Annotated in this window: 21 protein-coding genes; 6 read left to right on the forward strand and 15 right to left on the reverse strand. The window is 67.2% G+C overall.

The window, feature by feature from the left end:
• Positions 1-31: 31 nt before the first annotated feature.
• From ACO07K_RS09640 to ACO07K_RS09665, 6 genes are all read right to left on the reverse strand, one after another.
• Positions 32-1,597 carry a S41 family peptidase gene (locus tag ACO07K_RS09640; RefSeq protein WP_422035713.1) on the reverse strand — a complete coding sequence of 522 codons (1,566 nt, stop codon included), beginning with the start codon at positions 1,595-1,597 and terminating at the stop codon, positions 32-34.
• Between the two features lie 82 nt (positions 1,598-1,679).
• The gene (locus ACO07K_RS09645; protein ID WP_422035714.1) at positions 1,680-2,108 is read right to left on the reverse strand and encodes a DUF983 domain-containing protein; all 429 of its coding nucleotides are present in this window, start codon (positions 2,106-2,108) and stop codon (positions 1,680-1,682) included.
• A gap of 2 nt (positions 2,109-2,110) precedes the next feature.
• Positions 2,111-4,387 (reverse strand): ribonuclease R, encoded by a 2,277-nt coding sequence (gene rnr, locus ACO07K_RS09650; RefSeq protein WP_422035715.1) that lies wholly within the window; start codon positions 4,385-4,387, stop codon positions 2,111-2,113.
• Positions 4,380-7,085 carry a type I DNA topoisomerase gene (gene topA, locus ACO07K_RS09655; RefSeq protein WP_422035716.1) on the reverse strand — a complete coding sequence of 902 codons (2,706 nt, stop codon included), beginning with the start codon at positions 7,083-7,085 and terminating at the stop codon, positions 4,380-4,382. The genes rnr and topA overlap by 8 nt, the downstream gene beginning before the upstream one ends.
• Before the next feature lie 53 nt (positions 7,086-7,138).
• Positions 7,139-8,194, reverse strand: a complete 1,056-nt coding sequence (gene dprA, locus ACO07K_RS09660; RefSeq protein WP_422035717.1) for a DNA-processing protein DprA — start codon at positions 8,192-8,194, stop codon at positions 7,139-7,141.
• Between the two features lie 61 nt (positions 8,195-8,255).
• Complete coding sequence (locus ACO07K_RS09665) at positions 8,256-9,431, reverse strand: MFS transporter (protein WP_422035718.1); 1,176 nt, start codon at positions 9,429-9,431, stop codon at positions 8,256-8,258.
• A gap of 107 nt (positions 9,432-9,538) precedes the next feature.
• Here ACO07K_RS09665 and ACO07K_RS09670 point away from each other — a divergent pair, with 107 nt between their 5' ends.
• Complete coding sequence (locus tag ACO07K_RS09670) at positions 9,539-10,552, forward strand: putative 2-aminoethylphosphonate ABC transporter substrate-binding protein (protein WP_422035719.1); 1,014 nt, start codon at positions 9,539-9,541, stop codon at positions 10,550-10,552.
• Here the strand turns inward: ACO07K_RS09670 and plsY are convergent, their stop codons facing one another.
• The 5 genes from plsY to ACO07K_RS09695 all read right to left on the reverse strand — a co-directional run bounded on the left by plsY (position 10,553) and on the right by ACO07K_RS09695 (position 15,627).
• Positions 10,553-11,161: a glycerol-3-phosphate 1-O-acyltransferase PlsY gene (gene plsY, locus ACO07K_RS09675; RefSeq protein ID WP_422035720.1), complete on the reverse strand. Its 609-nt coding sequence runs from the start codon at positions 11,159-11,161 to the stop codon at positions 10,553-10,555. It lies immediately after the preceding gene.
• A 9-nt stretch (positions 11,162-11,170) separates the two neighbouring features.
• Complete coding sequence (locus ACO07K_RS09680; protein WP_298312567.1) at positions 11,171-11,971, reverse strand: hypothetical protein; 801 nt, start codon at positions 11,969-11,971, stop codon at positions 11,171-11,173.
• A gap of 64 nt (positions 11,972-12,035) precedes the next feature.
• A complete protein-coding gene (gene pyrC / locus ACO07K_RS09685) occupies positions 12,036-13,385 on the reverse strand; it encodes a dihydroorotase (RefSeq protein ID WP_422035722.1) in 1,350 nt (449 codons plus the stop codon).
• The gene (locus tag ACO07K_RS09690) at positions 13,382-14,347 is read right to left on the reverse strand and encodes an aspartate carbamoyltransferase catalytic subunit (protein WP_422035723.1); all 966 of its coding nucleotides are present in this window, start codon (positions 14,345-14,347) and stop codon (positions 13,382-13,384) included. Before ACO07K_RS09690 ends, pyrC begins: the two co-directional genes overlap by 4 nt.
• 74 nt (positions 14,348-14,421) lie before the next feature.
• A complete protein-coding gene (locus tag ACO07K_RS09695; protein WP_422035724.1) occupies positions 14,422-15,627 on the reverse strand; it encodes a citrate/2-methylcitrate synthase in 1,206 nt (401 codons plus the stop codon).
• Between the two features lie 84 nt (positions 15,628-15,711).
• On the opposite strand from ACO07K_RS09695, the gene ACO07K_RS09700 reads away from it, so the two are divergent.
• The gene (locus ACO07K_RS09700; protein ID WP_422035725.1) at positions 15,712-16,797 is read left to right on the forward strand and encodes a citrate synthase/methylcitrate synthase; all 1,086 of its coding nucleotides are present in this window, start codon (positions 15,712-15,714) and stop codon (positions 16,795-16,797) included.
• Between the two features lie 3 nt (positions 16,798-16,800).
• Here ACO07K_RS09700 and ACO07K_RS09705 read toward each other — a convergent pair whose 3' ends face one another.
• Positions 16,801-17,352, reverse strand: a complete 552-nt coding sequence (locus tag ACO07K_RS09705) for a hypothetical protein (RefSeq protein WP_422035726.1) — start codon at positions 17,350-17,352, stop codon at positions 16,801-16,803.
• Between the two features lie 12 nt (positions 17,353-17,364).
• Entirely contained in the window at positions 17,365-18,255 is an 891-nt protein-coding gene (locus ACO07K_RS09710) for a phytanoyl-CoA dioxygenase family protein (RefSeq protein ID WP_422035727.1), read from the reverse strand.
• A gap of 45 nt (positions 18,256-18,300) precedes the next feature.
• On the opposite strand from ACO07K_RS09710, the gene ACO07K_RS09715 reads away from it, so the two are divergent.
• The 4 genes from ACO07K_RS09715 to ACO07K_RS09730 are packed head-to-tail and all read left to right on the forward strand — an operon-like array spanning position 18,301 to position 21,326.
• Positions 18,301-18,933 (forward strand): TIGR02466 family protein, encoded by a 633-nt coding sequence (locus tag ACO07K_RS09715; RefSeq protein WP_422035728.1) that lies wholly within the window; start codon positions 18,301-18,303, stop codon positions 18,931-18,933.
• 10 nt (positions 18,934-18,943) lie between these two features.
• The gene (locus ACO07K_RS09720; protein WP_422035729.1) at positions 18,944-19,759 is read left to right on the forward strand and encodes an amidohydrolase family protein; all 816 of its coding nucleotides are present in this window, start codon (positions 18,944-18,946) and stop codon (positions 19,757-19,759) included.
• A complete protein-coding gene (locus ACO07K_RS09725; RefSeq protein WP_422035730.1) occupies positions 19,756-20,157 on the forward strand; it encodes a hypothetical protein in 402 nt (133 codons plus the stop codon). The genes ACO07K_RS09720 and ACO07K_RS09725 overlap by 4 nt, the downstream gene beginning before the upstream one ends.
• On the forward strand, positions 20,154-21,326 hold the full coding sequence (locus tag ACO07K_RS09730; RefSeq protein ID WP_422035731.1) for a cytochrome-c peroxidase: 1,173 nt from the start codon (positions 20,154-20,156) through the stop codon (positions 21,324-21,326). The genes ACO07K_RS09725 and ACO07K_RS09730 overlap by 4 nt, the downstream gene beginning before the upstream one ends.
• Positions 21,327-21,363: 37 nt before the next feature.
• Here the strand turns inward: ACO07K_RS09730 and ACO07K_RS09735 are convergent, their stop codons facing one another.
• Positions 21,364-21,678 carry an H-NS family nucleoid-associated regulatory protein gene (locus ACO07K_RS09735; RefSeq protein ID WP_422035733.1) on the reverse strand — a complete coding sequence of 105 codons (315 nt, stop codon included), beginning with the start codon at positions 21,676-21,678 and terminating at the stop codon, positions 21,364-21,366.
• Between the two features lie 148 nt (positions 21,679-21,826).
• Positions 21,827-22,303 (reverse strand): Holliday junction resolvase RuvX, encoded by a 477-nt coding sequence (ruvX, locus tag ACO07K_RS09740; RefSeq protein WP_422035734.1) that lies wholly within the window; start codon positions 22,301-22,303, stop codon positions 21,827-21,829.
• Position 22,304: the final 1 nt, after the last annotated feature.

Consider the following 22,304-nt stretch of genomic DNA (forward strand, 5'->3'; position numbering starts at 1 on the left):
TGCGGTGTCAAGCGCCGAGCCCAGAAAAGAGCTATGGGCGGGCCGCCGCCTGGAAGGTCGCTGACTGCACGGCGTGGGCATAAAGAGGCCGGTCGCGCAGCAGGCGGATGGCGAGGTCGACGTCCGCCTCGGGGGCGGCTTCGCCCGGCGGGCAGATCTTGCGCAGGTCGGATACTTCCTGCGGCGTCGGATTGCGCAGGGCATGCCAGCGGATCAGTGAATTGTGGTTCGAATCAACCGACGCAACCCCCAGCTTGCTCGCTTCGCCGACCTTCGAGGTGCAGATGTTGGGAAGCACGCCGAGTTCGTTCCAAGTGTAGCCCGAGGGGGCCTGCAGGCGCGACCAGGTGAGGATAAGTTCGCCCTCGTTGGCCAACCGGACGACGGTCTGGACGGTGCCCTTGCCGTAGCTGGTGGTGCCGATCACGACGGCGCGCCCGCGATCCTGCAGGGCCGCCGCCACGATTTCGGCCGCCGACGCCGAACCGCCGTTCATCAGCACGACGATCGGCAGCTGGCTGCCGCCCGCGCGACCATTGGAGCTGCGGTAGGTGCGCTTGCTGTCGGGATGGCGACCATTGGTCGAAAAGATCGTGCCGTCGGCGATGAACACTTCGGAGACCGACTGGGCCTGGTCGAGCAGGCCGCCGCGGTTGGAGCGCATGTCGATGATGAGCCCGGCCAGATCCTTGCCGATCTCGGCCTTGGCCTTGTCGAGGGCGGCACGGAGATTGTCGGTCGTCGCCGTGTTGAAGCCCGTCAGGTGGATCAGGGCCACGTCGCCGCGGCGTTCGTAGACGACCGTGGTCGGGACGATCCGGCCGCGCTTCATCGCCAGCGTCAGTTCGGCGCCCTGTGAAGGGCGGAGCACGGTCATGCTCACCGGCGCCCCGACCGCGCCACGCAACTTGGCGACGACGTCGGACAACGGCCGGTCGATCATCGAGTCGGAGTCGATGGCGAGGATCTGGTCGCCGACCTGCACGCCTGCCTTGGACGCGGGCGAGCCATCCTGAACGGCGCGGATCAGGATCTTCTTCTCGTCGGTGCGCTCGACGGTGATGCCGATGCCGCCGCCACCGTCGCGCTGGAAGCGGTTATCCTTGGCCTCATCAGGATCCGCATAGCGGCTGTTGCGGTCGAGCTGCTTGGTGGTGGCCGTCATCGCCTGGCGGATCAGCAGTTGGCGGTCGACCTGCTGCAGGGCAGGTGAAGCCTCGATCGACCCGGCCATCAATTCGCTGAGCGTGCTGCCCCAGGCGCGGCCATCGGTCGTGTCTGCAGGAGCGGGACGGCTCACGATCTCCTTGCCGTTGCGCTTCACGGTCAGGCTGCTGTCGCTGGCCTCGAGGACCAGCGAGGAATCGCTGCTGGCGAAGCCCCTGTAGGCCTCGACCGACAGGTTGCGGAAATTCGGTTCGTAGAGATGGCGGTCGCCGATCGCCCGGTAGGCCTGCAGAACGACCCGTTCAATGCCGGCATCGGCCGCAGCGGCGGGCGGCCGACCGTCGGCGTCTGCGCCCGGCAAATCCGGGGCGGTCGCGCAGGACACGACGAGACACGCGGCCAGCAGCGATACGGCCGCACGCAACCGCATCAAGCGCAGAAAAGGGAATTGAGTCAGATCCATATCCGGCGGAGCAACGATAGCACAGGCCGTCGGCGGGCGGCCACGCCCATCAGGCCGAGCGATCGAAGCTTCTGCTCGCCTCGGCCTTGGGAGTGCCCATCTTCTGAACCCAAAGCAGCGCAATTACGGCACCCTTGATGCGGGGCAGCAAAATAAGCGCGAGGACGACGGACAGGGGAAGCCACAGGAGGGCGTGCACCCAGAGGGGCGGTTGGGCTCCCCAGCGCTCCACCAGGAGGACCAACGGCACGACGATATGGCCCACCACGAAAATCGTGAAATAGGCGGGCGCGTCGTCGGCGCGATAGGGTTCGAGCGGCAGGTCGCAGACCTCGCAGTGGCTCTTCATCTTGAGGTAGCTGCTGAACAGGCGGCCATGGTTGCACCGCGGGCAACGGCCTTTCCAGCCCCTCAGCAGGGCGGTCCAGAAATCAACCGGAGCGTGTTCGTCATCCATGGTGAACAGGATGCGCCCCACCGCTACTTGCGTCGGCGTGACCCTTTGTCCCGTGGCGGCCCGCGATGCGCGACCGGACGACGCGGCGGCCCGTTACCGTCTCGGCCCTGTGGCGAACGGACGCTGCGGGGCGCCGCCTGCCGCTCGACCCGCTCGATCACGTCGACGATCTCGAACAGCAGGCCGCCGGTCGCCATATCCGCCTCGACCAGCTTGATCTGCAACCGGTCGCCCAGGCCGAAGGTCTCGCCGGTGCGCTCGCCGATCAGGACCTGCCGGCCTTCGTCGTGGCGGAAGAACTCCTGTCCCAGCGAGCGGATGGGGATCAGCCCGTCGGCGCCGGTGCCTTCGAGCGTGGCGAACAGGCCGAAGCGCGTGACGCCGTTGACCCGGCCGGGGAAGACCGCCCCGACATGGCCGGCCATGAAGGCCGCGACGTAACGGTCCATGGCGCCGCGCTCGGCGGCGACGGCCCGGCGCTCGCACATCGACAGGTGCTCGCCGAACTCGGTGAACCGGCCCTTGTCCTCGGACGAGAGCCCGCCTTCGCCGAGGCCGAAGGCGGCGATGAGCGCCCGATGCACGATCAGGTCGGGAAAACGCCGGATCGGCGAGGTAAAGTGGGCATAGCGGGCGAGGGCTAGGCCGAAATGGCCGAGATTGTCCGGACTGTAGACGGCCTGGCTCTGGCTGCGCAGGACGGTCTGGCTGACGAGCTGGGAAACCGGCTTGTCGGCAACCTCGTGCAGCACGCGGTTGAGGTCGGCCGGGCGGAGCCGCTGGCCGGTCGGCACCTTGATGCCGAGTGTGCCGAGGAATTCGCGCAGGGCTTCGAGCTTGGCGAGGTCGGGCTGGTCGTGGACGCGATACAGGCAGGGCGCCTGGCGCTGCTCCAGCGCCTGCGCCGCCGCCACGTTGGCCAGCACCATGAATTCCTCGATCAGCTTGTGGCTGTCGAGACGCTCGCGTACGCCGATGGTGGCGATATGGCCGTCCTTGCCCAGCGTCACCTGGCGCTCCGGCAGGTCGAGGTCGAGCGCGCCGCGGGCCTCGCGCGCCGCCAGCAGCACGCGAAAGGCGCCGTAGAGGGGGCGGACGACCTCGTCCATCAGCGGCTCGATCTCGGCGTCCGGCGTGCCGTTCATGGCGCGTTGCACGCGGTTGTAGGTGAGGCGGGCGGCCGAGCGCATCATCGCGCGGTGGAACTTGTGGCGCTTCAGATGGCCGTTGCCGTCGATCCACATTTCCGCGACCAGCACGGGACGATCCTCGTGCGGCACCAGCGAGCACCAGTGATTGGAGAGCTTCTCCGGCAGCATCGGCACGACACGATCGGGGAAATAGACCGAAGTGCCGCGCCGATAGGCAGCGCGGTCGAGCGGCCGGTCGTGGCGGACGTACCAGGCGACGTCGGCGATGGCGACGAGGATGCGCCAGCCGCCGGCATGGCCGGGATCGGGCTCGGCGAAGACGGCATCGTCGAAGTCGCGGGCATCCTCGCCGTCGATCGTGACCAGCGGGACGTCGCGCAGGTCGAGCCGGTGGCCGAGCGGGGCGGCCTTGGCCTTGTCGGCTTCCTCGATCGCGGCGTCGGGGAAGTCGACGGGAATGTCGTTGGCGGCGATCGAGATCAGGCTCACGGTGCGCGGATCGCTCATCGGGCCGATGCGCTCGACCACGCGAGCCCGCCGCGCCAGCGCGCCGCCGGTTTCCTCGATCCAGACGATGTCGCCGGGCAGGGCACCGTTCCTGTCGCTGGGGCGCACGTCGAATTCCCGGCGTAATTTGCGGTCGGTCGGCGTGACGAGGCCGAGCCCGTTCCGGCCGGGCGGTTCTTCGTAGAGGCCGAGGATCTTCTTCGGTCCGCTGCCCAGCCGGCGGACGACTTTCGCCTCGTAGGTGTTCTTGCCGCGGCGCTTCATGCTCGCCAGGACGCGGTCACCGACCGCGGGAGCCGGCACGGTGCGCGAGGCCGGCGCGGTGACTTCGATACGCGGCGGCGGACCGTCCTTGTCGTCGTCGTGACGGCGCGGTACGGCGAGCAGGTGGCCGTCGCCGTCGACCGAGACGATCTCGAGCACGACCATGTCGCTCAGGGACTCGGGGTGACGGAAGGTCTTGGCGCGGTCCGGCGTGATCTCGCCGGCGTCGCGCAGGTCGCGCAGCAGTTCCTTGAGTTCGATGCGCTGGTCGCCCTTCAGCCCGTAGGCGCGCGCGATCTCGCGCTTACCGACCGGCGTTTCGCTGTCGCGGATGAAGGCCAGCAGTTCGTCGCGGGTGGGGACCTTGCCCTTAGCCATCGGTACCGGTGCGGGGCGGGGCGTCGTCCTTGTCCTTCGCCTTGGCCGCCTTCTTTTTCGCGGCAGGCTTCTTCCTGGCCGCCGCCTTCTTCACCTTGGGCTTGCCGCCGGCGTCGCTGGCCGCCGCGGGGGCTGATTTCTTGGGCCGCGCGGCCTTGGGCTTCTTGGTGCCACCACCCTTGGCGGCGCGCTCGGCCAGCAACGCGACCGCCTGGTCGAGCGTCAGCGCCTCCGGCTTGATGTCGCGCGGCACCGTGGCGTTGACGCCGCCGTGCTTCACATATGGGCCGTAGCGCCCTTCGTAGAGTTCGACCGGCGCCTCGTCGGACGGATGGTTGCCGATGATGCGGAGCGGTTTGGCTGCGGCGCGACCCCGGGGCGTTTTCGCCTCGGCCAGCAGCGCCACGGCGCGGTTCATGCCGATGTCGAGCACGCTCTCGTCGGATGGGACGGATTTGTATCTCGGCCCGTGCTTCACGTAGGGACCGAAGCGGCCGACGCCGGCCAGGATGACTTCGCCGTCCTCTGGATGCGGTCCGAGTTCTCGCGGCAGGGACAGCAGCGCCAGCGCCTTCTCGAGAGTCAGGTCGGCCGGCGTCATGTCGCGCAGCAGCGACTGGCGCTTGGGCTTCTCCTTGCCCTCCGGCTCTCCGAGCTGGACGTAGAGACCGTAGGGGCCCTTGCGCAGCGTGACCTGCTTGCCGGTGACCGGATCGATTCCGAGGATCTTGGGCCCGTCAAGACTCTCGCCGCTGGCCGCGTCGGCGTCGGCATCGACGATGCCGAGCTTCCGGGTGAAGCGGCATTCCGGATAGTTGGAACAGCCAATGAAGGCGCCGAACTTGCCCAGCTTGAGGCCGAGGCGGCCGTTCGCGCAGGAGGGACAGTCGCGCGGGTTCTTGCCGTTGTTGTCGTTGGCCGGGAAGAAGTGCGGACCGAGCTCCTCGTCGAGCTTGTCGAGCACTTCCTTGACGCGCAGGTCCTTGGTCTCACCGACGGCCGCGGAGAAGGCCTTCCAGAATTCGCGCAATACCTCGTGCCAGTCGATCTTGCCGCTGGAAATATCGTCGAGCTCTTCCTCGAGATGGGCGGTGAAGCCGTATTCGACATAGCGCGGGAAATAGGTCTGCAGGAACGCCGTGACGATCCGGCCGCGATCCTCGGGAATGAAGCGCTTGCGGTCGATACGCACGTAGTTGCGGCGCTGCAGCACCTCGATGATGCTGGCGTAGGTCGAGGGACGGCCGATGCCCAGCTCCTCGAGCTTCTTGACCAGGCTGGCTTCCGAATAGCGCGGCGGCGGCTCGGTGAAGTGCTGCTCCGGCACGACCTCGCGCCGGTCCATCGCCTCGTTTTCGGTGACGTCGGGCAGGATGGCGCCGGTCTCTTCGTCGTCGCTCTTGTCGTCCTGGCCTTCGTCATAGAGCGTGAGAAAGCCGTTGAACTTCACGACCGAGCCGGTGGCGCGCAGCTGCACGGTCTTGTCGCCGCTGGCGATGTCGACGGTGACCTGGTCGAGCACGGCGCTTTCCATCTGGCTGGCGACCGTGCGCTTCCAGATCAGCTCGTAGAGGCCGAGCTGGTCCCTGTCCAAATAGGCGGCCACGTCCTGCGGCGTGCGGAAGAGGTCGGTCGGGCGAACCGCTTCGTGCGCTTCCTGGGCGTTCTTGGCCTTGGAGGTGTAGACCCGCGGGCTCGCGGGTACGTAGTCGGCACCATACTTTGTCTCGATCAGGCGCCGGGTCTGCCCGATCGCCTCGGGCGCGAGCTGCACGCCATCGGTACGCATGTACGTGATGAGGCCGACCGTCTCGCCGCCGATGTCGACGCCTTCGTATAGGCGCTGGGCGATGCGCATCGCGGTGGCGGCGCCGAGGCCCAGCTTGCGCGATGCTTCCTGCTGCAGGGTCGAGGTGATGAAGGGCGGCGGCGGGTTGCGGCGAACCTGGCGGCGGTCGACGGAGGCGACCGCAAAGGCGCGGCGCTCGATCTCGTGCTTGGCCTGCTCGGCGCGCTCCTTCGTCGCGAGGTCGAACTTCTCGAGCTTGCGGCCGTCGAGATGGGTGAGGCGAGCCTTCAGCACCTGCTTCTTGGCCGTGCCGAAATACGTATCGACCGTCCAGTATTCGCGGGTCTTGAAGACCTCGATCTCAGACTCCCGCTCGCAGATCAGGCGGAGCGCCACGGACTGGACGCGGCCGGCCGAGCGGCTGCCCGGCAGCTTGCGCCACAGGACGGGAGAGAGGGTGAAGCCCACGAGATAGTCGAGCGCGCGGCGGGCCAGATAGGCGTCGATCAGCGGCTGGTCGAGGTCGCGCGGATTGGCCACCGCGTCGAGCACCGACTTCTTGGTGATGGCGTTGAAGGTGACACGCTTTACGTCGACGCCGGCGAGCGCCTTCTTGTGCTGCAGGATGTCGAGCACATGCCAGGAGATGGCTTCGCCTTCGCGATCCGGGTCGGTGGCGAGGTAGAGCTTGCCGCCCTTGGTGACGGCCTGCGCAATCGCGTCGATTCGTTTTTGCGACTGGGCGTCGACTTCCCAGTCCATGGCGAAGTCCTCGTCGGGTCGGACCGAGCCATCCTTGGGAGGAAGGTCGCGGACATGACCGTACGAGGCCAGCACGGTGTAACCGGGGCCAAGGTATTTCCCAATGGTCTTAGCCTTGGCCGGGGACTCGACGACCAGTACGTCCATCGCCGGAAAATGCTCCAGGTTCGACAACAAAGACCGGGAGCTAAACCTCTGATTTATATCAGAGATACTCGGTTTCCCGGGTGCCTTTCCAGGCGGCCCTCCAGCTCGAGAGCCATGAGAACCTCCGCTACGAAGGCGGCGGACACTTGGCATCGGCGTACCAGTTCGTCAACCGCAGTGGGTACGGCACCCAGCGCCTGCACGACTAGTGCAGTATCTGTGTCATTCGAGATTCGTGTTGTTTTTTCAACAGGTTGCCGGTCAGTTGCCGGGCGACCCAGAACGCTCAGAATATCGTTGGCGTCCCGGACCAGAATAGCCCCATCCCGTATAAGGCTGTTCGATCCGGCATAGCGGGGATCCATCGGCGATCCCGGCACCACGAACACCTCGCGGCCTTGCTCGGCGGCGCGCTGGGCGGTGATCAGCGAGCCGGACCGCGCGGCTGCTTCGATCACGACAATCCCGGCCGAGAGCCCACTCACGATCCGGTTGCGCCGGGGAAAGGCGCGCGCGACGGGCGGGGCGCCCAGCGCAACCTCGCTCAGGATCAGGCCGCGCGACGCAATGGCCTCCTGCAGGTGCCCGTTCTGCGGCGGATAGACCTTGTCGACGCCACAGGCCAGGACGGCGACCGTACCGGTGTCGAGCGCCGCCTCGTGAGCGGCCGCATCGATGCCGCGGGCGAGGCCGGACGCGATGGCGAAGCCCGACTCGCCCAGAGCCGCGGCCAGCTCCGCCGCGAACTGGCGCCCGGCCAGGGAGGCCTCGCGGGCGCCGACGATGGCCAGGGTCGGGCGGCCGAGCAGGGCGGGATCGCCGAGCATCGACAGGACGGGCGGGGCATCGGGCAGGGCGGCCAACGCCGCCGGATATTGGGGGTCGCCGATCACCAGGAAGCGGCCACCGAGGTCGGCCAGGGCGCGCTCCTCCCGTTCGATCAGCGAGTCGGGGACGGTGGCCAGGCTGGCGCAGGCCGCACGGGCGGAAGCGAAGTGCGCCAGCGCCTCGTGGAAAGTGACGGGGCCCACCCGTGCGCTGCGCGCCAGCCTCAGCCGGGCGCGGCGTTCCGCCGGGGGAAGGTCGATAGGGGCCGAACCGTCGAACATGCGGCCGAGCCTATGCGAGTGTAGATCGTCTGTAAAACAACCGATAGTAGCAATCTACCGTTCAGGACCGGCTGCGGCGGCAGAGCAGGGCGCCCACCGCGCCCAGCAGGGCCAGCAGGGCAATGAGCGGGCCGAAGCCTTCGAAGCCGCCCCAGCCGATCATGACGGCGCCCAGAGCGGCGGCACCGATCCAGCCCACGCTGGCCGAGGTGCCGTTGAGGCCGAGCACGGTGCCCCGGACATCCTCCGGAACCGAGGCGAGAGACGCCATGTAGGAGGGCCGGCCCAGCGCGTTGAGCAGCACATAGACGAAGCCCACGGCGACGGAGACGAACGGGCCGGGATGCCAGGTGAAGAGCAGCAGCGCCGCGACGCCCGAAAGCGCCATCGCGACGGCGAAGGTCAGCAGCCGGTCGCGCAGCCGGTCGGCGAGCTGGCCGCCCAACAGAGTACCGGCGACATTGCCCAGCGCGAACACGACCAGGGGGAGGGCAAGCTCCAGCAAGGTCATGTGATAGGTGACCTGCATGAAGGTGGCGAAATAGACGACGGCGAGCCCGTAGCAGATCCGCTCGGCGACTCCGGTGCCGAGGAGCCCCAGCACCTGCGGCGACAGGGCCGAGCGCATCGAGGGGCGTCGCGCGGCGCTCCGCGTGTGGCCGGCGCTGCCGCGACCCAAAGTGAGGAACAGGCTCAGCACGGCGGCCACCGCGAGGCCGGCGACGCACAGAAGCCAGCCGCGCCAGCCGATGATGGCGCCGACGGCCGATGCCAGGGGGATGCCGACGACCAGGGTGAGCGACTGGCCGCTCATGACCCATCCCAGCGCGCGGCCGCGCTGGCTGTCGGGCACGCGCGCGGAGACTTCGGCGAAGATCACGCCGGTAAAGGCGCCGGCACAGCCGCCGCCGACGGCCGCCCAGACCGCGACCCAGAAGAAGGAACCGGCGGCGGCCTGCGCGACCAGGGTGAGCGCAAGGGCGAACGGCGCCACGATCAGGATCGCGCGGCGGCCGATCACGTCCGACATCCAGCCCCCCAGCGCCGAGGTAATGCCCCAGGCCGTCGCCGTCAGGGAAACCAGGTTGGCGACGAGCGGCATCGTGACGCCGAGGTCATGTGACATTTCCAGCAGGAAAGGCGCCCGCGTCGTGCCGCTCGACGTTGCGGCAAACGATCCCAGGCAGGCGGCGCCGATCAGTGCCCAGGGCAGGCTGCGGGACGGGGAAACGCTCATGCGGCGCTGCTATGACAGGAATGGCGGCGACCTGCATCGGCCGGATGGATATATGAGCCATGTGACCCGGGAGCCTGCTCTCGGCGGCGGTTGCGAGGGAATCGGCGATGACGAGATGGTGGGCAGCGATCGTGGGCGTGCTGGCGGCTTCGGCGGCGACGGCGCAGGACCGTACGCGGCTCGAGGTCTATTCGACCCTCGAGATCGAGAACCTCAACGACTTCAAGAAGACGTTCGAGGCCGAGAACCCGGACGTCGAAATCCAGTGGAACCGCGATTCGACGGGCGTCGTCACGGCGAGGATCCTGGCCGAGCAGGGACAACAGCGCGGCGACGCGATCTGGGGGCTGGCGGTCACCTCGATGCTGCTGCTGGATCAGCGCGGCCTGCTCGAACCCTATGCGCCGAAGAACCTGGCGGCGATCAAGCCCTCTTTCCGCGGTCCCTCAAATCCGCCCGCCTGGGTCGGCATGGAAGCCTGGGTTGCCGCCGTCTGCTTCAACACCATCGAGGCGGGGAAACTCTCGCTGCCGAAGCCGCAATCCTGGTTCGATCTGCTGGACCCGCGCTTCAAGGGCAAACTCACCATGCCGCATCCGGCCTCGTCTGGGACGGGTTTCTTCCACGTCTCGGCGTGGATCCAGATGTTCGGCGAAGACAAGGCCTGGGCGTTCATGGACAAGCTCCATGAGAACATCGCGGTCTACGAACATTCCGGCACGAGGCCCTGCCGCCAGGCAGCGTCAGGCGAGTTCCCTGTCGGCATCTCCTACGAGCTCGCGGCGGCCAGCGCCCGCCAGAAGGGGGCGCCGATCGAGGGACTCATGATGAAGGAAGGCGGCGGCTGGGACATGGATGCGGCCGCCATCCTGCGCGGCACCAAGAAGCCGGAGGCGGCGCGCCGCCTCATGGACTTCGCGGCCAGCCGGCGCGCCAACGAGCTCTATGCCTCGTTCGTCAGCCAGGTCGCGATCGCCGGCATCGCCAGCACCATCCCCGACTATCCGGCGGGCGTTGCCCAGTCGATGATCAGGAACGACTTCGCTTGGGCCTCGGAAAACCGGGCGCGCATCCTCAGCGAGTGGACGAGGCGCTACCAGGGAAAGGCCGCCCGCAAGTGATCAGGCCGCTTGCTGCTTGCCCTGGCCGATCTTGGACTCCGTGCCGTTGAGCAGGCGCGCGATGTTCTCGTGGTGGCGCACCCAGACGAGCGGCACGAGAAGCGTGAGCAGCATTGCGGCGCGCGGATCGGTGAGGAACCAGGCGGCGATCGCGGCGACCACGACGCTGAGCAGCGCGGCCAGCGAGGAGTAGCGGAAGGCGGCGGCGAGCAGCAGCCAGGCGGCGCAGGCAATCGCGCCGACCGGCCAGGACAGGCCCCACATGACGCCGAGCGTCGTGGCGACGCCCTTGCCGCCCTTGAAGCCCAGCCAGACCGGGAACATGTGGCCCAGCACGGCGCCCGCGGCGGCGGCAACGGCGGGGAGTTGCCCCACCTGGTCGGCGATCAGCACGGCCACCACGCCCTTCAACGCATCGAAGAGCAGGGTCGCGGCCGCCAGTCCCTTGCGGCCGGTGCGCAGCACGTTGGTGGCGCCGATATTGCCGGAGCCGACATTGCGGATGTCGCCCAACCCCGCGGCGCGCGTCAGCAGCAGCCCGAAGGGGATGGAGCCCATCAGGTAGCCCATCAGGAACGGGCCGGCCATCAGGATCAGGGTCGAGATCATCGCCGCGTCCTACGGGCTGAGCAGCCTGCAGTTCGTCGAATCGACGTAGGCCGTGGTCGGCGGCCCGATCAGCTCTGTCGAGATCTGCTCGCCGGGCTGGATCAGCACCGGGCCGTAATAGGCATCCTCCAGCGCGCGACTGCCGTTCATGAAGGTGCAGACCGCCTGGGTCTCGACCGCACGCTGGATGTTGGATTTCAGCACGATCGTGACCTGCCAGTATCGCGACGGGCCGTAGGTCAGGTTGTTGGCGCCGATGGTGACCAACGGCTGCGGCGTCGCGAAGTTCGGCACCGGACGCGGGCCGCTGCGGCGGGCCTGCGGCTGCGGCTTCGGACCCATGGCCTCCGGCGGCCGGTAGGTGGACTGGCTGGGATCGAACGCCGCGTTGGGATCGTAGGGCGCCGGTCCGGAGGATGCGGGCGCGCCGAGCGGCTGCGGGCTGCCCAAGGTTGCAGTGCCGCCCCCAGGCACGGCCAGCGGCTGCGGCGTCAGAGGCGCGGCGCTGATCGACGAGCCGGTGCTTGGCATCGGCGACAGGGGAGTCGGTGTCGGCTGCAGGGGCGTCGGCGTCGGGGCGGAAGCTGCCGCCGCGGGCGCCGCGGCCGGAGCCTGCACGCCGCCGACCTGGGTCTGCAGGCGGTCGTAGCAGGACAGCCGTGCCTGGGTTTCGGTGATCTCGCTGCAGATCTGGATATGGCGCGTCAACGCATCCAGCAGGTCGTCGCGCGACCCGCCGCGTTGCTGGGCCTGGGCGGTGCCGGCGAGCGCGACGGAGGCGACGCCGAGTAGTAGTGAGTGCCGGAGCATCATCGGTTCCCCGTTGAAAGACGAAACGACCATATCAGACCAAATGGCCGATTGAAGGCGGCCGTCAGGCGAATGCGGCCGCTGTCGCGAAACTGTCGTCGCGATAGATCGTCCGGCCGCCGACGATCGTTGCAAGGACCCGGCCCTGCACCGGGCGTTCGTCGAACGGCGAGTTCTTGGTCTTGCTCCAGAGATCGTCGCGATCGATCTTCCAGGCGTAGTCGGCATCGAACAGGACCAGATCCGCCGGGGCGCCCTTGGCCAGCCTGCCGGCGGGCAGGCCGAACAGCGAGGCCGGTTTGGACGAGAGGAGCTGGAACAGACGCGGCAGGGTGAGATGCCCGCTGTGCACCAATTCGAGCGAGATCGGCAGCAGGGTCTCGAGCCCGATGCCGCCCGGCTCCGCCTGGGCGAAGGGCACGCGCTTGCTGTCCTGGTCCTGCGGCCGATGGTCGGAAACGATCGCGTCGATCGTGCCGTCCTTCAGCCCTTCGACGACGGCCAGGCGATCCTTTTCCGCGCGCAGCGGCGGCACCAGCTTGCCGAAGGTGCGATAGTCGCCGACGGCGAGATCGTTCAGCGCAAAGTAGGGCGCCGCCGTATCGCAGGTGATCCGGAGGCCGCGCGCCTTGGCGGCGGCGATCACCTCGACCGATTCCGCGGTCGAGATCTTGGTGAGATGCATGCGGCCGCCGGTCATCTCGGCGAGCCTGATGTCGCGTTCGACCATCATCACTTCGGCCAGCGGCGGGCAGCCGGACAGGCCGAGCCGCGTCGCCGTCGCGCCGCTGGTCATGGTGCCGCCGGACAGCGCCGGTTCCTGCGGCAGGTGGACGATCAGCGCATCGAAGGTCTTGGCGTAGTAGAGGGCACGGCGCATGACCTGGGCATTGGCCACGGCATGGTCCGCATCGGTGAAGGCCACGGCGCCGGCCTCGGCCAGCAGGCCGATCTCCGCCAGTTCCTTGCCTTCGAGGCCCACGGTCAGCGCGCCGTAGGCATACATGTTGGCGAGCTTCACCTGGCGGGCACGGCGCGCCACGAACTCGATCAGCGAGGCGTCGTCGAACGGCGGCTCGGTGTCGGGCAGCAGCACCATCGACGTGATGCCGCCGACCGCCGCGGCGGTGCCGGCGCTTTCCAGCGTCTCCTTGTGCTCCTCGCCGGGCTCGCCCGTGTGCACGCGCGTGTCGACGAGGCCGGGCGCGAGATAATAGCCGCGGCAGTCGACCGACTGGATGCCGTAGGGAGCGCCGGAGGCGAAGAGATTGGGGCCGAAGTCGGCGATCTTGCCGTCGCTGATCAGGACGGCGCCGAGATATTCGGCATTGCCGGTCGGGTCGACGATGCGGGCGTTGATATAGGCGGTCGAGCCGGCATGCGGCGGCGCGCCCTTGTCGATCTTGCCGCTCATGCGAGATTCCCGAACTGGTTGCGCTGTCCGCCGATCAGGGCATCGAGGCAGGCCATGCGAACGGTAACGCCCATTTCGACCTGCTCATGGATGACGCTGCGGTCGAGATCGTCGGCGACTTCCGAGTCGATCTCAACGCCGCGGTTCATCGGGCCGGGATGCATGATCAGCGCATCGGGCTTGGCATATTGCAGCTTGGCGCGATCGAGGCCGAAGAAATGGAAATATTCGCTGATCGAGGGGACGAACGAGCCCTGCATCCGCTCGGTCTGCAGCCGCAGCATCATGACGATGTCGACGTCCTTCAGACCGCTCTTCATGCTGTAGTGAACCTCGACGCCCATTTTCTCGACGTCGGTCGGCATCAGGGTCGGCGGTCCGACCACGCGCACACGGGCGCCCATGATCTGCAGAAGGTGGATGTTCGAGCGCGCCACGCGGCTGTGCATGATATCGCCGCAGATCGCCACGAGAAGTCCTTCGAGGCTGCCGCGTCGTCGTCGGATGGTCAGCGCGTCGAGCAGAGCTTGGGTCGGATGCTCGTGCTGGCCGTCACCGGCGTTGATGACGGCGCAGTTGACCTTCTGCGACAGCAGATTGACGGCGCCGGATTCGTGATGGCGCACGACGATGGCGTCAGGTCGCATGGCGTTCAGCGTCATGGCCGTATCGAGCAGCGTTTCGCCCTTGCGTACGGAGGAGGTGGCGACATCCATGTTGATGACATCGGCACCGAGCCGCTTGGCGGCGACCTCGAAGCTTGTCCGCGTGCGTGTCGAATTCTCGAAGAACAGGTTCATGATCGTGCGGCCGGCGAGCCTGTCGCGGCGTTTGTCCACGGACCTGTTCTGGTCGATGTAGGTTTCAGATAGGTCGAGCAAGCCCGAAATCGTTTCAGGCGAAAGACCTTCGATGCCGAGAAGGTGGGGCAACCTCGGCACGCCCGCGCGATTGTTTGTCACTAAAGCGCGACGTTAAGCACGCACGTACGGCACTCGCAAGGAAGCGTTTTGGTGGATAACCGAAGAGCGTCGAATCAGGTCGGCGGGCGCGGCCCCGTATAGCGGGCACGCGGGCGAATCAGCGCACCTTCTGCGGCTTGCTCGATGGCATGCGCGATCCATCCGACGGTGCGTCCGAGAAGGAACAGGGCCAGCGCGGACTCCTTCGGCAGGCCGAGGACGCGCGCCAGGGTGACCGTTGCGAAATCGACGTTTGGCTTGCGATCGATCTGCTGCTCGACGGCGCTTGCCACGCGCTCGGCGAAAGCCAGCTCGCCAGAGCCGGAGACAAGTTCGCGCATCATCGCGAAAAGGGCGACGGCCCGGATGTCGCCATCCGGATAGAGCAGGTGGCCGAAGCCCGGGATGTAGACTCGCTCTCTCACCCGGCGTGCGATCTCGGCGTCGATGTCGGGCGCTTCCGCAAGATCGGCGAAGAGAGCCGCCACGCGGCGCGTCAGGCCACCGTGACGCGGGCCGTTGATCGCCACCAGCCCGGCCATCGTCGAGGCATAGAGATTGGCGCCCGTCGAGGCGACGACGCGCGCGGCGAAGGCCGACGCGTTGAACTCGTGATCGGCCGACAGGACGAGCGCGGCGCGGATCAGCGGCGCGTGCTCGGGTGGGACGTTCCAGGCCGCGGCGACCTGCGCGTGGACCGGGCGGTCGGACAGAGGCTGGCCGGTCACCGCCGCCGCCAGCAGTCGCAGGATGCGCACGCCGGTCTCCAGCATGGCGGGGCGATCCTCGACCCAGCTCGGGTGATCCCAGCGTGACGCCGCGGGGAGCAGCACGAGGCAGGCATCGACCGGCGGCAGGGCCGAGGCAGCCTGCCAGGCGCTGCGCAGGGCGGCCGACATCGGCGGCAGGTTGCGCGCGGCGAAGGGGCGGTCGTCGCAATCCCAGAGAAGCTGCGCGACCTGCTCGAGGGAGCTGTTGCGCGCCAGCCGCACCGCATCCTGGCCGCGATAGTGGAGACGGCCGTTCTCGATCAGCGTGAGCGCGGACTCCAGAACCGGCGTACCGAAGTCGAGCGCGTTGGCGGCAATCGATTCGGCCTTGCGGCCGACATCACGGCGCCGCTTGAGCTGGGTGACGTCGTCGGCCCTGTAGCGCCGCTCGCGCCGGCCGTCGGTGCCCTCGGAACGCAGCAGGCCGCGACTCACATAGGCGTAGAGAGTTGCGGCCGAGACGCCAAGCCGTCGCGCCGCTTCCTTCGAGTTCAGCCATTCCGTTGCCATTTCTTATTATGTATTAAGTCAGTCAATATTGACAATACATAGGCTGGATCGAATGTTGACCCCGAGTTAACCAGGGGATTTGCGATGCTGCAGACACGAGTGGACAGCGGGCTCGACGGCGTGATCGTGGCCGACACGGTGATGAGCGAGGTGGATGGGGAGGCCGGCCGGCTGATCGTCCGCGGCCGGGCGATCGAAGATCTCGTCCGGACGCGCGGCTTCGAGGGTGTCGCCGCGCTGCTCTGGGAAGGCTTCGCCGAGGGTGGGGGCGACGAGGCTGCGGTTCGGGCGGGACTGGCGGCAGCCCGCGTGCGCGCCTTCGCGGGCGTGCCGAATCTTCTCACGGCCACCCCGGGCCTCAACCCGGTGGAGGGGCTGCGGGTGGGCCTCGGCATGCTGGCCGACTCCGATCCGATGCCGCACCACTATCTGGTCTGTGGGGCGCTGCCTGTCTTCCTGGCCGCGCTGCTGCGGGCGGCCGAGTCCAAGCCTGCCGTGGCCCCCGATCCGGCATTGACGACGGCGCAGGACCTCCTGCGCATGATCCGGGGTAGCCGTGCCGATGAGGCCTTCGAGAAGGGGCTCGACGCCTACCTTGCGACGGTGACCGATCACGGCTTCAACGCCTCGACCTTCACCGCGAGGGTCGTCGCGTCGACACGCGCCGGATTGATCTCCTCGGTGCTGGCGGCGCTCTGCGCCCTGAAGGGGCCACTGCACGGTGGGGCGCCCGGTCCGGTACTCGACATGTTCGACGAAATCGGATCGCCCGAGCGCGCCGAGGCGTGGCTGGACGACGCCTTCACCAAGGCAACGCGGCTGATGGGTTTCGGCCATCGCGTCTACAAGAAGCGCGATCCCCGGGCCGACGTATTGAAGAACACGGTGGCGACACTGCCGCAGACCGCAGGCCGGCTGGCCTTCGCGGTCGAGGTCGAGCGCAGCGCGATTGCGTCGTTGCGCAAGCACAAGCCGAAACAGCGGCTCGACACCAACGTCGAATACTACACGGCACTGCTGCTGGAAGCGCTCGATATGCCGCGCAGTGCGTTCACCGCCTTGTTCGCCGTCGGTCGCGCGGCGGGCTGGTGCGCGCACATCTTCGAGCAGGAGAAGGGCGGGCGCCTTATCCGGCCGCAATCGACTTACATCGGACCGCGGCCGAGCTGAGTCTCAGGCACGGATCGTTGAGCCTCGCCAGGTTCGGGCGCGCGTGCCGGTGGCGTCGAAGACCCAGAGAATCACGTCGGCGCCGGCCGGCGTGAAGGTTGCGGTGAAGTACCGCCGCCAGAAGCTGCCGTCGGCGTGGGTGAACAGGGCCTCGGTGCCGAGTTGGTGGGGCCGTACCGTCAGGCTGGCCGAACGCGGCGTCGCACGCGCATCGGCCGAACGCAGCAAGGCCACACCGCCCGTGACCTGGCCGAAGAACATCGTTTCGCCCACCTCATCCGTCTGCATCGGCCCGCCATCGATGCGCAGCCAGACGGCCGGCCTGTCGTCGATGCGGCGCACTGCGAACTGAACCGCGAAGGGCGTACCGCCGCCGAGATCTTCCCGCGGCGCCAGGGGCGGCGGGACGATATCCTCCAGCGGGAGCGCGCGGTAGAAGCGGGCGGTGCCGGAATAGGTGCCGAGCCAGTCGGCCCATTGAACCTGCTGGGCGTGCGCGCAGGGTGGGGCGAGCAGCAGGCCGGAGGCGGCCAGCGCGTGCCGCCGCGTGATCATGACCGGGTGGCCCTAGCCGGCACGGGCGGGATGCTCCTCATAGGTGGCGAAGAAGCGCCGACCCGAGCCGCGCTGGTTCTCGTAGATCGAGCCCTGGTGATCGGCCGGTGGCAGCGGCATGCGAACCGGAGCCGATCGCACGCGCGGCTCGATCGTCGGCTGGCCCAGCACCATGCGGCCGTTGAACTCGTCGAAGTCGGCGACACCCATCAGCGGCCAGGCATCCGCAGCGGCATATTCGTGCAGCAGCAGCCGGCGCTGGCGATTGGACCGGTTGAGCGCCGAGCCATGGACCAGCCGCGCATGATGGATGGTCATCGACCCGGCCGGACCCATCAGGGGCACGGCCTTGGAGACATCGATGCCGCCCGCCTGCGGATCGAACGCGCCGCAGAACCGGCCATTGGCGTGGTGATCGTGGACCGGACCGTGGTGCGTGCCCGGCACCACCATGAGTGGGCCGTTGGCTTCGTCGCAATCGTCGAGATAGATGCCGGTCGCCAGCACGTCGTCGTTGCTGTGCGGATAGAAGGCCCAGTCCTGGTGCCATTCGACCGGCGAGCCGTAGCCGGCCGACTTCATATTGAGCTTGCCGCCGTGCAGGCGGAGGGCAGGGCCGATGAGCTGCGCGAGGATGGACGTTATCTTCGGGTCGCACGCCAGGTCGCGGAAGAAGGCATGGCGCTTGAACATCGCGGGCTTCAGCCGGCGCACCCGGGGCATCGTGGCGCTGTGGCTGGGCTCTAGGTCGTAGAGATCGTCGTTGGCCGACACGCCGCGCGCCTCCGAAACGAGCTGGTCGGTCAGACGCCTCAGTTCGGCAAGCTGCACACCCTCGATCAGGCGCGGGATCACGAGATAGCCGTCGCGGCGGTAGCTCTCGATTTGATGATCGGTCAACATGCGGAAATCATAGCACGTGAAGCCTGCATCATCGATAATCTCGCCATGACGAGCCGTGCCCTTTTCCCGACCCTTGTCTATCGCGAGTCGCTCGTCGACCGGCGCTGGCGGCGCTTCAACCAGGATCTCGCCGACGAATGCCAGTCGCTCGCGGCCTCGGATGCGGCGGGACAGCGCTGGTCGGCCAAGAACTATCTCGGCGGCTATACGTCCTACGGTTCGCTCGATCGTCTGCACCTCGTCTCCTCGCTGTTCGAGCGGCTGCGTCGTCGCATCGACCCGCACGTGAAGAGCTTCGCGCGCGACCTGCACTACGATCTTGCCGGCCGGACTCTCGCGATGACCGATTGCTGGGCCAACCTCATGCCGGCGGGCACGGTCCATTCCATGCACCTCCATCCGACCTCCTTCGTCAGCGGCACCTATTACGTGTCGGTGCCGAAGGGAGCGGGGGCGATCAAGTTCGAGGACCCGCGGCTCGGCTATCAGATGGCGGCACCGCCGCGCCGCGCCGATGCACCCGAGGCCTATAGCGCCTTCGTCAGCCTGGCGGCGCACGATGGCGATCTGGTGCTGTTCGAGAGCTGGCTGCGTCACGAGGTGCCGCCGGCGCACTTCTCCGGCGAGCGCATCTCGATCAGCTTCAACTATGCCTGCCCGCCAAAGTCCGGCCGCTGAAGGAACGACGATGCGCCTCCTTGCCCTGGTGTTTCTGCTTTTCTCCGCCGGCATGTCCACCGCGCGGGCAGCCGACGAGCTGCCGATCTTCGATGCGCACATGCACTACAGCCACGACGCCTGGTCGGTCGTGCCGCCCGCGGATGTGATCGAGATCCTGAAGAAGGCGGGCATCAAGCGCGCCATGGTGTCGAGCTCGAACAACGAGGGCACCAGGATGTTGCAGGACGTGGCGCCGGGCATGATCGTGCCCGAGTTGCGGCCCTATCGTTCGCGCGGCGAGATTTCGACCTGGGCGAAAGATCCGACGCTGATCCCGTATCTCGAGGACCTGCTGTCGAAGCGCAAGTACAGGGCGATCGGCGAGTTCCACATCTACGGCGCCGATGCCGACCTGCCCAACGTGCGCCGCGTCGTGGAGTTGGCGAAGCAGTACGGACTCTTCCTGCATTCGCATTCCGATGCCGACGCCGTGACTCGCCATTTTCAGCAGGATTCGAACGCCAAGGTCCTGTGGGCGCATTCGGGCTTCGAGCGGCCGGACAAGGTCAGAGAGATGCTGCGCCAGTATCCGACCTTGTGGTGCGATCTCGCCTTCCTCACGGCGCATGTGTCGAACGGCAAGGTGGTGCCCGGCTGGCGCGAACTCTTCATCGAGTTTCCCGACCGCTTCGTGCTGGGCAGCGATACCTTCACGCCAGAGCGCTGGCACTATGTGGTCGAGAATGCCCGCTGGTCGCGGCAGTGGCTGTCGGACCTTCCCCCGGACGTCGCCCGCAAGATCGCGTACGAGAACGGCGACCGGCTGTTCGGAGGCGCGCCGTGAGGCTCGCCGCGGCGTTGCTGGGAGTTGTTCTGGCGACGCCGGCCTGGGGCGACTGCCCGCTCGACCTGGGACGCGGCAGCGGATGGGTCGTGTTTTCCAGCGACTACCTGCTGGCATTCCGGCCCGATCCGGTGCGCATCGAAGTGGGTGAGCCGTTCGCCCTGGTCGTCAATGTCTGCACCAGGCGTGGCGAGGCAGCCGAGCTGGTCGCCGTGGATGCCAACATGCCCGAGCATCGACACGGCATGAACTATCGGGCGACCATCGTGGCGAAGGGAGACGGCCGCTTCAGGGCCGACGGGCTCCTGTTCCATATGTCCGGCCGCTGGGAGATCAACTTCGACGTGCGGGCGGGCGGCGAGAGCGATCGCCTGACGCACGATATCATCCTCAAGTGATCCGCCTGCTGCTGCTGGCTTGGTTGCTGGCGGCAGGGACCGTCGGCGTCCGCGCGCAGCAGCTGCTCGACTGGTCGCCCGAGGAAGTCAGGGCCGTCGGGCAGCACGGCCCCTGGCCGCCGCCACCTGTGCAGGATCCATCGAATCGAGTGTCCGGCACAGCGGCCGGCGTTGCGTTGGGCGAGCATCTGTTCAACGAACCGCGCCTGTCGGGAGATGGACGCATGAGCTGCGCCACGTGCCATCAGGCTGGACGCGAATGGAGCGACGGCCTCGCCAAGGCGCGTGGCGCAGTCGAACTCGATCGCCGCACGCCGTCGCTGTGGAACATCGGCTATCTTCACTGGTTCGGCTGGGACGGAGCCGGCGACTCGCTGTGGGCCCAGAGTATCCGTCCGCTGCTCGATCCCCGGGAGATGAATGGCGGCCCGACCCGCGCCGGCGAACTGCTGCGAAACGATGCCGCCTTCGCCTGCGGGTATGAAAAGGCGTTTGGCGGCAAGCCCGGCACAGACGACGAGCGGTTGCTGGTCGACACTGCGAAGGCGTTGGCTGCTTTTCAGGCGACACTGGTGAGTCCGCGCACGCCGTTCGACGATTTCCGCGATGCTCTGGTCGCGGGCAACCGCGAAAGCGCGGCACGCTTTCCGTTGGCGGCACAACGCGGACTCAAGCTATTCATCGGTGACGCCAACTGCAACCTCTGCCATCTCGGACCGCGTTTCACGAGCGGCGAGTTCGGTGACATCGGGATCCCGTTCTTCGTGAGGCCGGGAGAAGTCGATCCAGGACGCCTGGGCGGGTTGCAGCGTCTGTCAGCCAGTCCGTTCAACCTGCTCGGCCGCTACAACGACGATGTCTCCGGCGATAACACGCGGCGCACGCGACATGTTCAGCGGTTGCACTCGAACTTCGGCGAATTCCGGGTGCCCGGCCTGCGCCAGGTCGGTCGAGCGGGCCCCTATATGCACAATGGCAGCCTTGCGAGTCTCGAAGACGTCGTGAGGCACTATTCGGAGGTAAGTCCCGATCGACTCCACAGCGACGGCACGCCGCTGGTGCGGCCACTCGGCTTGACGCCGCAGCAGAGCGCGGATCTCGTGGCTTTTCTCCGCTCGCTCGACGCCGAGCCACCACCGCGGCCAGCATCGGCGCCGCTCTGCCCTTAAGGGCGTTCGATGCCGAGGGTGGAGTATAGGCTTCGATTTACTTGATCAGAAACGCTTCCAGCTTCTTTCCGCTCTTGAGTGCGGCCGTGAGCCACCTCGGACGATTGCCGCGGCCGGCCCAGGTCTCGGCGGCATTCTTCGGGTTGCGATAAAGCGGCGGCAGCTCTCTTCCCTTGAGCGGATGCGCCTTGCCGCGACGCTCAACGCCATTCTTGCTCGGGACCGTTCCACGAAGTTCCGAAATAGCTTCGATCAACTGCATGCGCTGCTTTGAGATGCGCGTCTCGATCTCGGCGTCGATCTGCGAACGCATCACGACCAAGTCATCAAAGGCCATCGACTTTATCTTCATGCTTACCAGCTCTCTTTCATTGCGTAAGTCATGAATGGAGTACGCGCGAAGAGCGAATAGTGCAATACGATTGAGATATGAAGCGTGCGTTGATCATGCAAACTTCTTTGCTGCAATGCCGTCGAGATCGCGCTTTGTTTGATCAATGTCAGCGCAAGCGCGCGATCAAACTTTCGAGAATCCAGGCCGCTGCTGCCGCATCAATACGTTCGGCGCGCTTGGAGCGTGTCATGTCGTAGTCGTCGATCATGCCGCGTGTCACCGCGGCGGTGCTGAGCCTCTCGTCCTGGAAGGCGATCGGCAGGGCTGCAAGTGATGGCGCTCCATGGTTCTGGATGTTCGTCACGAACTGGCGCACCGACTGGCAGCGCGGACCTTCTGTGCCGTCCATGTTGAGTGGCAGGCCGACCACGAGCGCCGCGACCTCGTGCTTGCGCGCGAGTTCGGCGAGGGTGGCGAGATCCGCCGCGAGCTTCGTGCGCTTCAAAGTCGTGAGTGGGGTCGCGAGCATTCGCATCACATCCGACGTCGCGATACCGATCGTCTTGCTGCCGAGATCGAGCGCCATCAACCGGCCGTCGCGGGTGAGCAGGGTCTTGAGTTCGGGAAAATCCACTACCGGCATT

Origin of the sequence: Reyranella sp., assembly GCF_965228225.1 — a bacterium.
In the GTDB taxonomy this organism is placed as follows: Bacteria; Pseudomonadota; Alphaproteobacteria; order Reyranellales; family Reyranellaceae; genus Reyranella.

Coding starts and splice junctions, on each gene's coding strand:
- ACO07K_RS09665 (WP_422035718.1), bottom strand. CDS start 9,431: ATGAGCGTTTCCCCGTCCCGCAGCCTGCCCTGGGCACTGATCGGCGCC.
- ACO07K_RS09720 (WP_422035729.1), top strand. CDS start 18,944: ATGCGCCTCCTTGCCCTGGTGTTTCTGCTTTTCTCCGCCGGCATGTCC.
- topA (WP_422035716.1), bottom strand. CDS start 7,085: ATGGACGTACTGGTCGTCGAGTCCCCGGCCAAGGCTAAGACCATTGGG.
- ACO07K_RS09715 (WP_422035728.1), top strand. CDS start 18,301: ATGACGAGCCGTGCCCTTTTCCCGACCCTTGTCTATCGCGAGTCGCTC.
- ACO07K_RS09700 (WP_422035725.1), top strand. CDS start 15,712: ATGCTGCAGACACGAGTGGACAGCGGGCTCGACGGCGTGATCGTGGCC.
- ACO07K_RS09670 (WP_422035719.1), top strand. CDS start 9,539: ATGACGAGATGGTGGGCAGCGATCGTGGGCGTGCTGGCGGCTTCGGCG.
- rnr (WP_422035715.1), bottom strand. CDS start 4,387: ATGGCTAAGGGCAAGGTCCCCACCCGCGACGAACTGCTGGCCTTCATC.
- pyrC (WP_422035722.1), bottom strand. CDS start 13,385: ATGAGCGGCAAGATCGACAAGGGCGCGCCGCCGCATGCCGGCTCGACC.
- ACO07K_RS09705 (WP_422035726.1), bottom strand. CDS start 17,352: ATGATCACGCGGCGGCACGCGCTGGCCGCCTCCGGCCTGCTGCTCGCC.
- ACO07K_RS09640 (WP_422035713.1), bottom strand. CDS start 1,597: ATGCGGTTGCGTGCGGCCGTATCGCTGCTGGCCGCGTGTCTCGTCGTG.
- ruvX (WP_422035734.1), bottom strand. CDS start 22,303: ATGCCGGTAGTGGATTTTCCCGAACTCAAGACCCTGCTCACCCGCGAC.
- ACO07K_RS09710 (WP_422035727.1), bottom strand. CDS start 18,255: ATGTTGACCGATCATCAAATCGAGAGCTACCGCCGCGACGGCTATCTC.
- dprA (WP_422035717.1), bottom strand. CDS start 8,194: ATGTTCGACGGTTCGGCCCCTATCGACCTTCCCCCGGCGGAACGCCGC.
- ACO07K_RS09695 (WP_422035724.1), bottom strand. CDS start 15,627: ATGGCAACGGAATGGCTGAACTCGAAGGAAGCGGCGCGACGGCTTGGC.
- ACO07K_RS09735 (WP_422035733.1), bottom strand. CDS start 21,678: ATGAAGATAAAGTCGATGGCCTTTGATGACTTGGTCGTGATGCGTTCG.
- plsY (WP_422035720.1), bottom strand. CDS start 11,161: ATGATCTCGACCCTGATCCTGATGGCCGGCCCGTTCCTGATGGGCTAC.
- ACO07K_RS09680 (WP_298312567.1), bottom strand. CDS start 11,971: ATGCTCCGGCACTCACTACTACTCGGCGTCGCCTCCGTCGCGCTCGCC.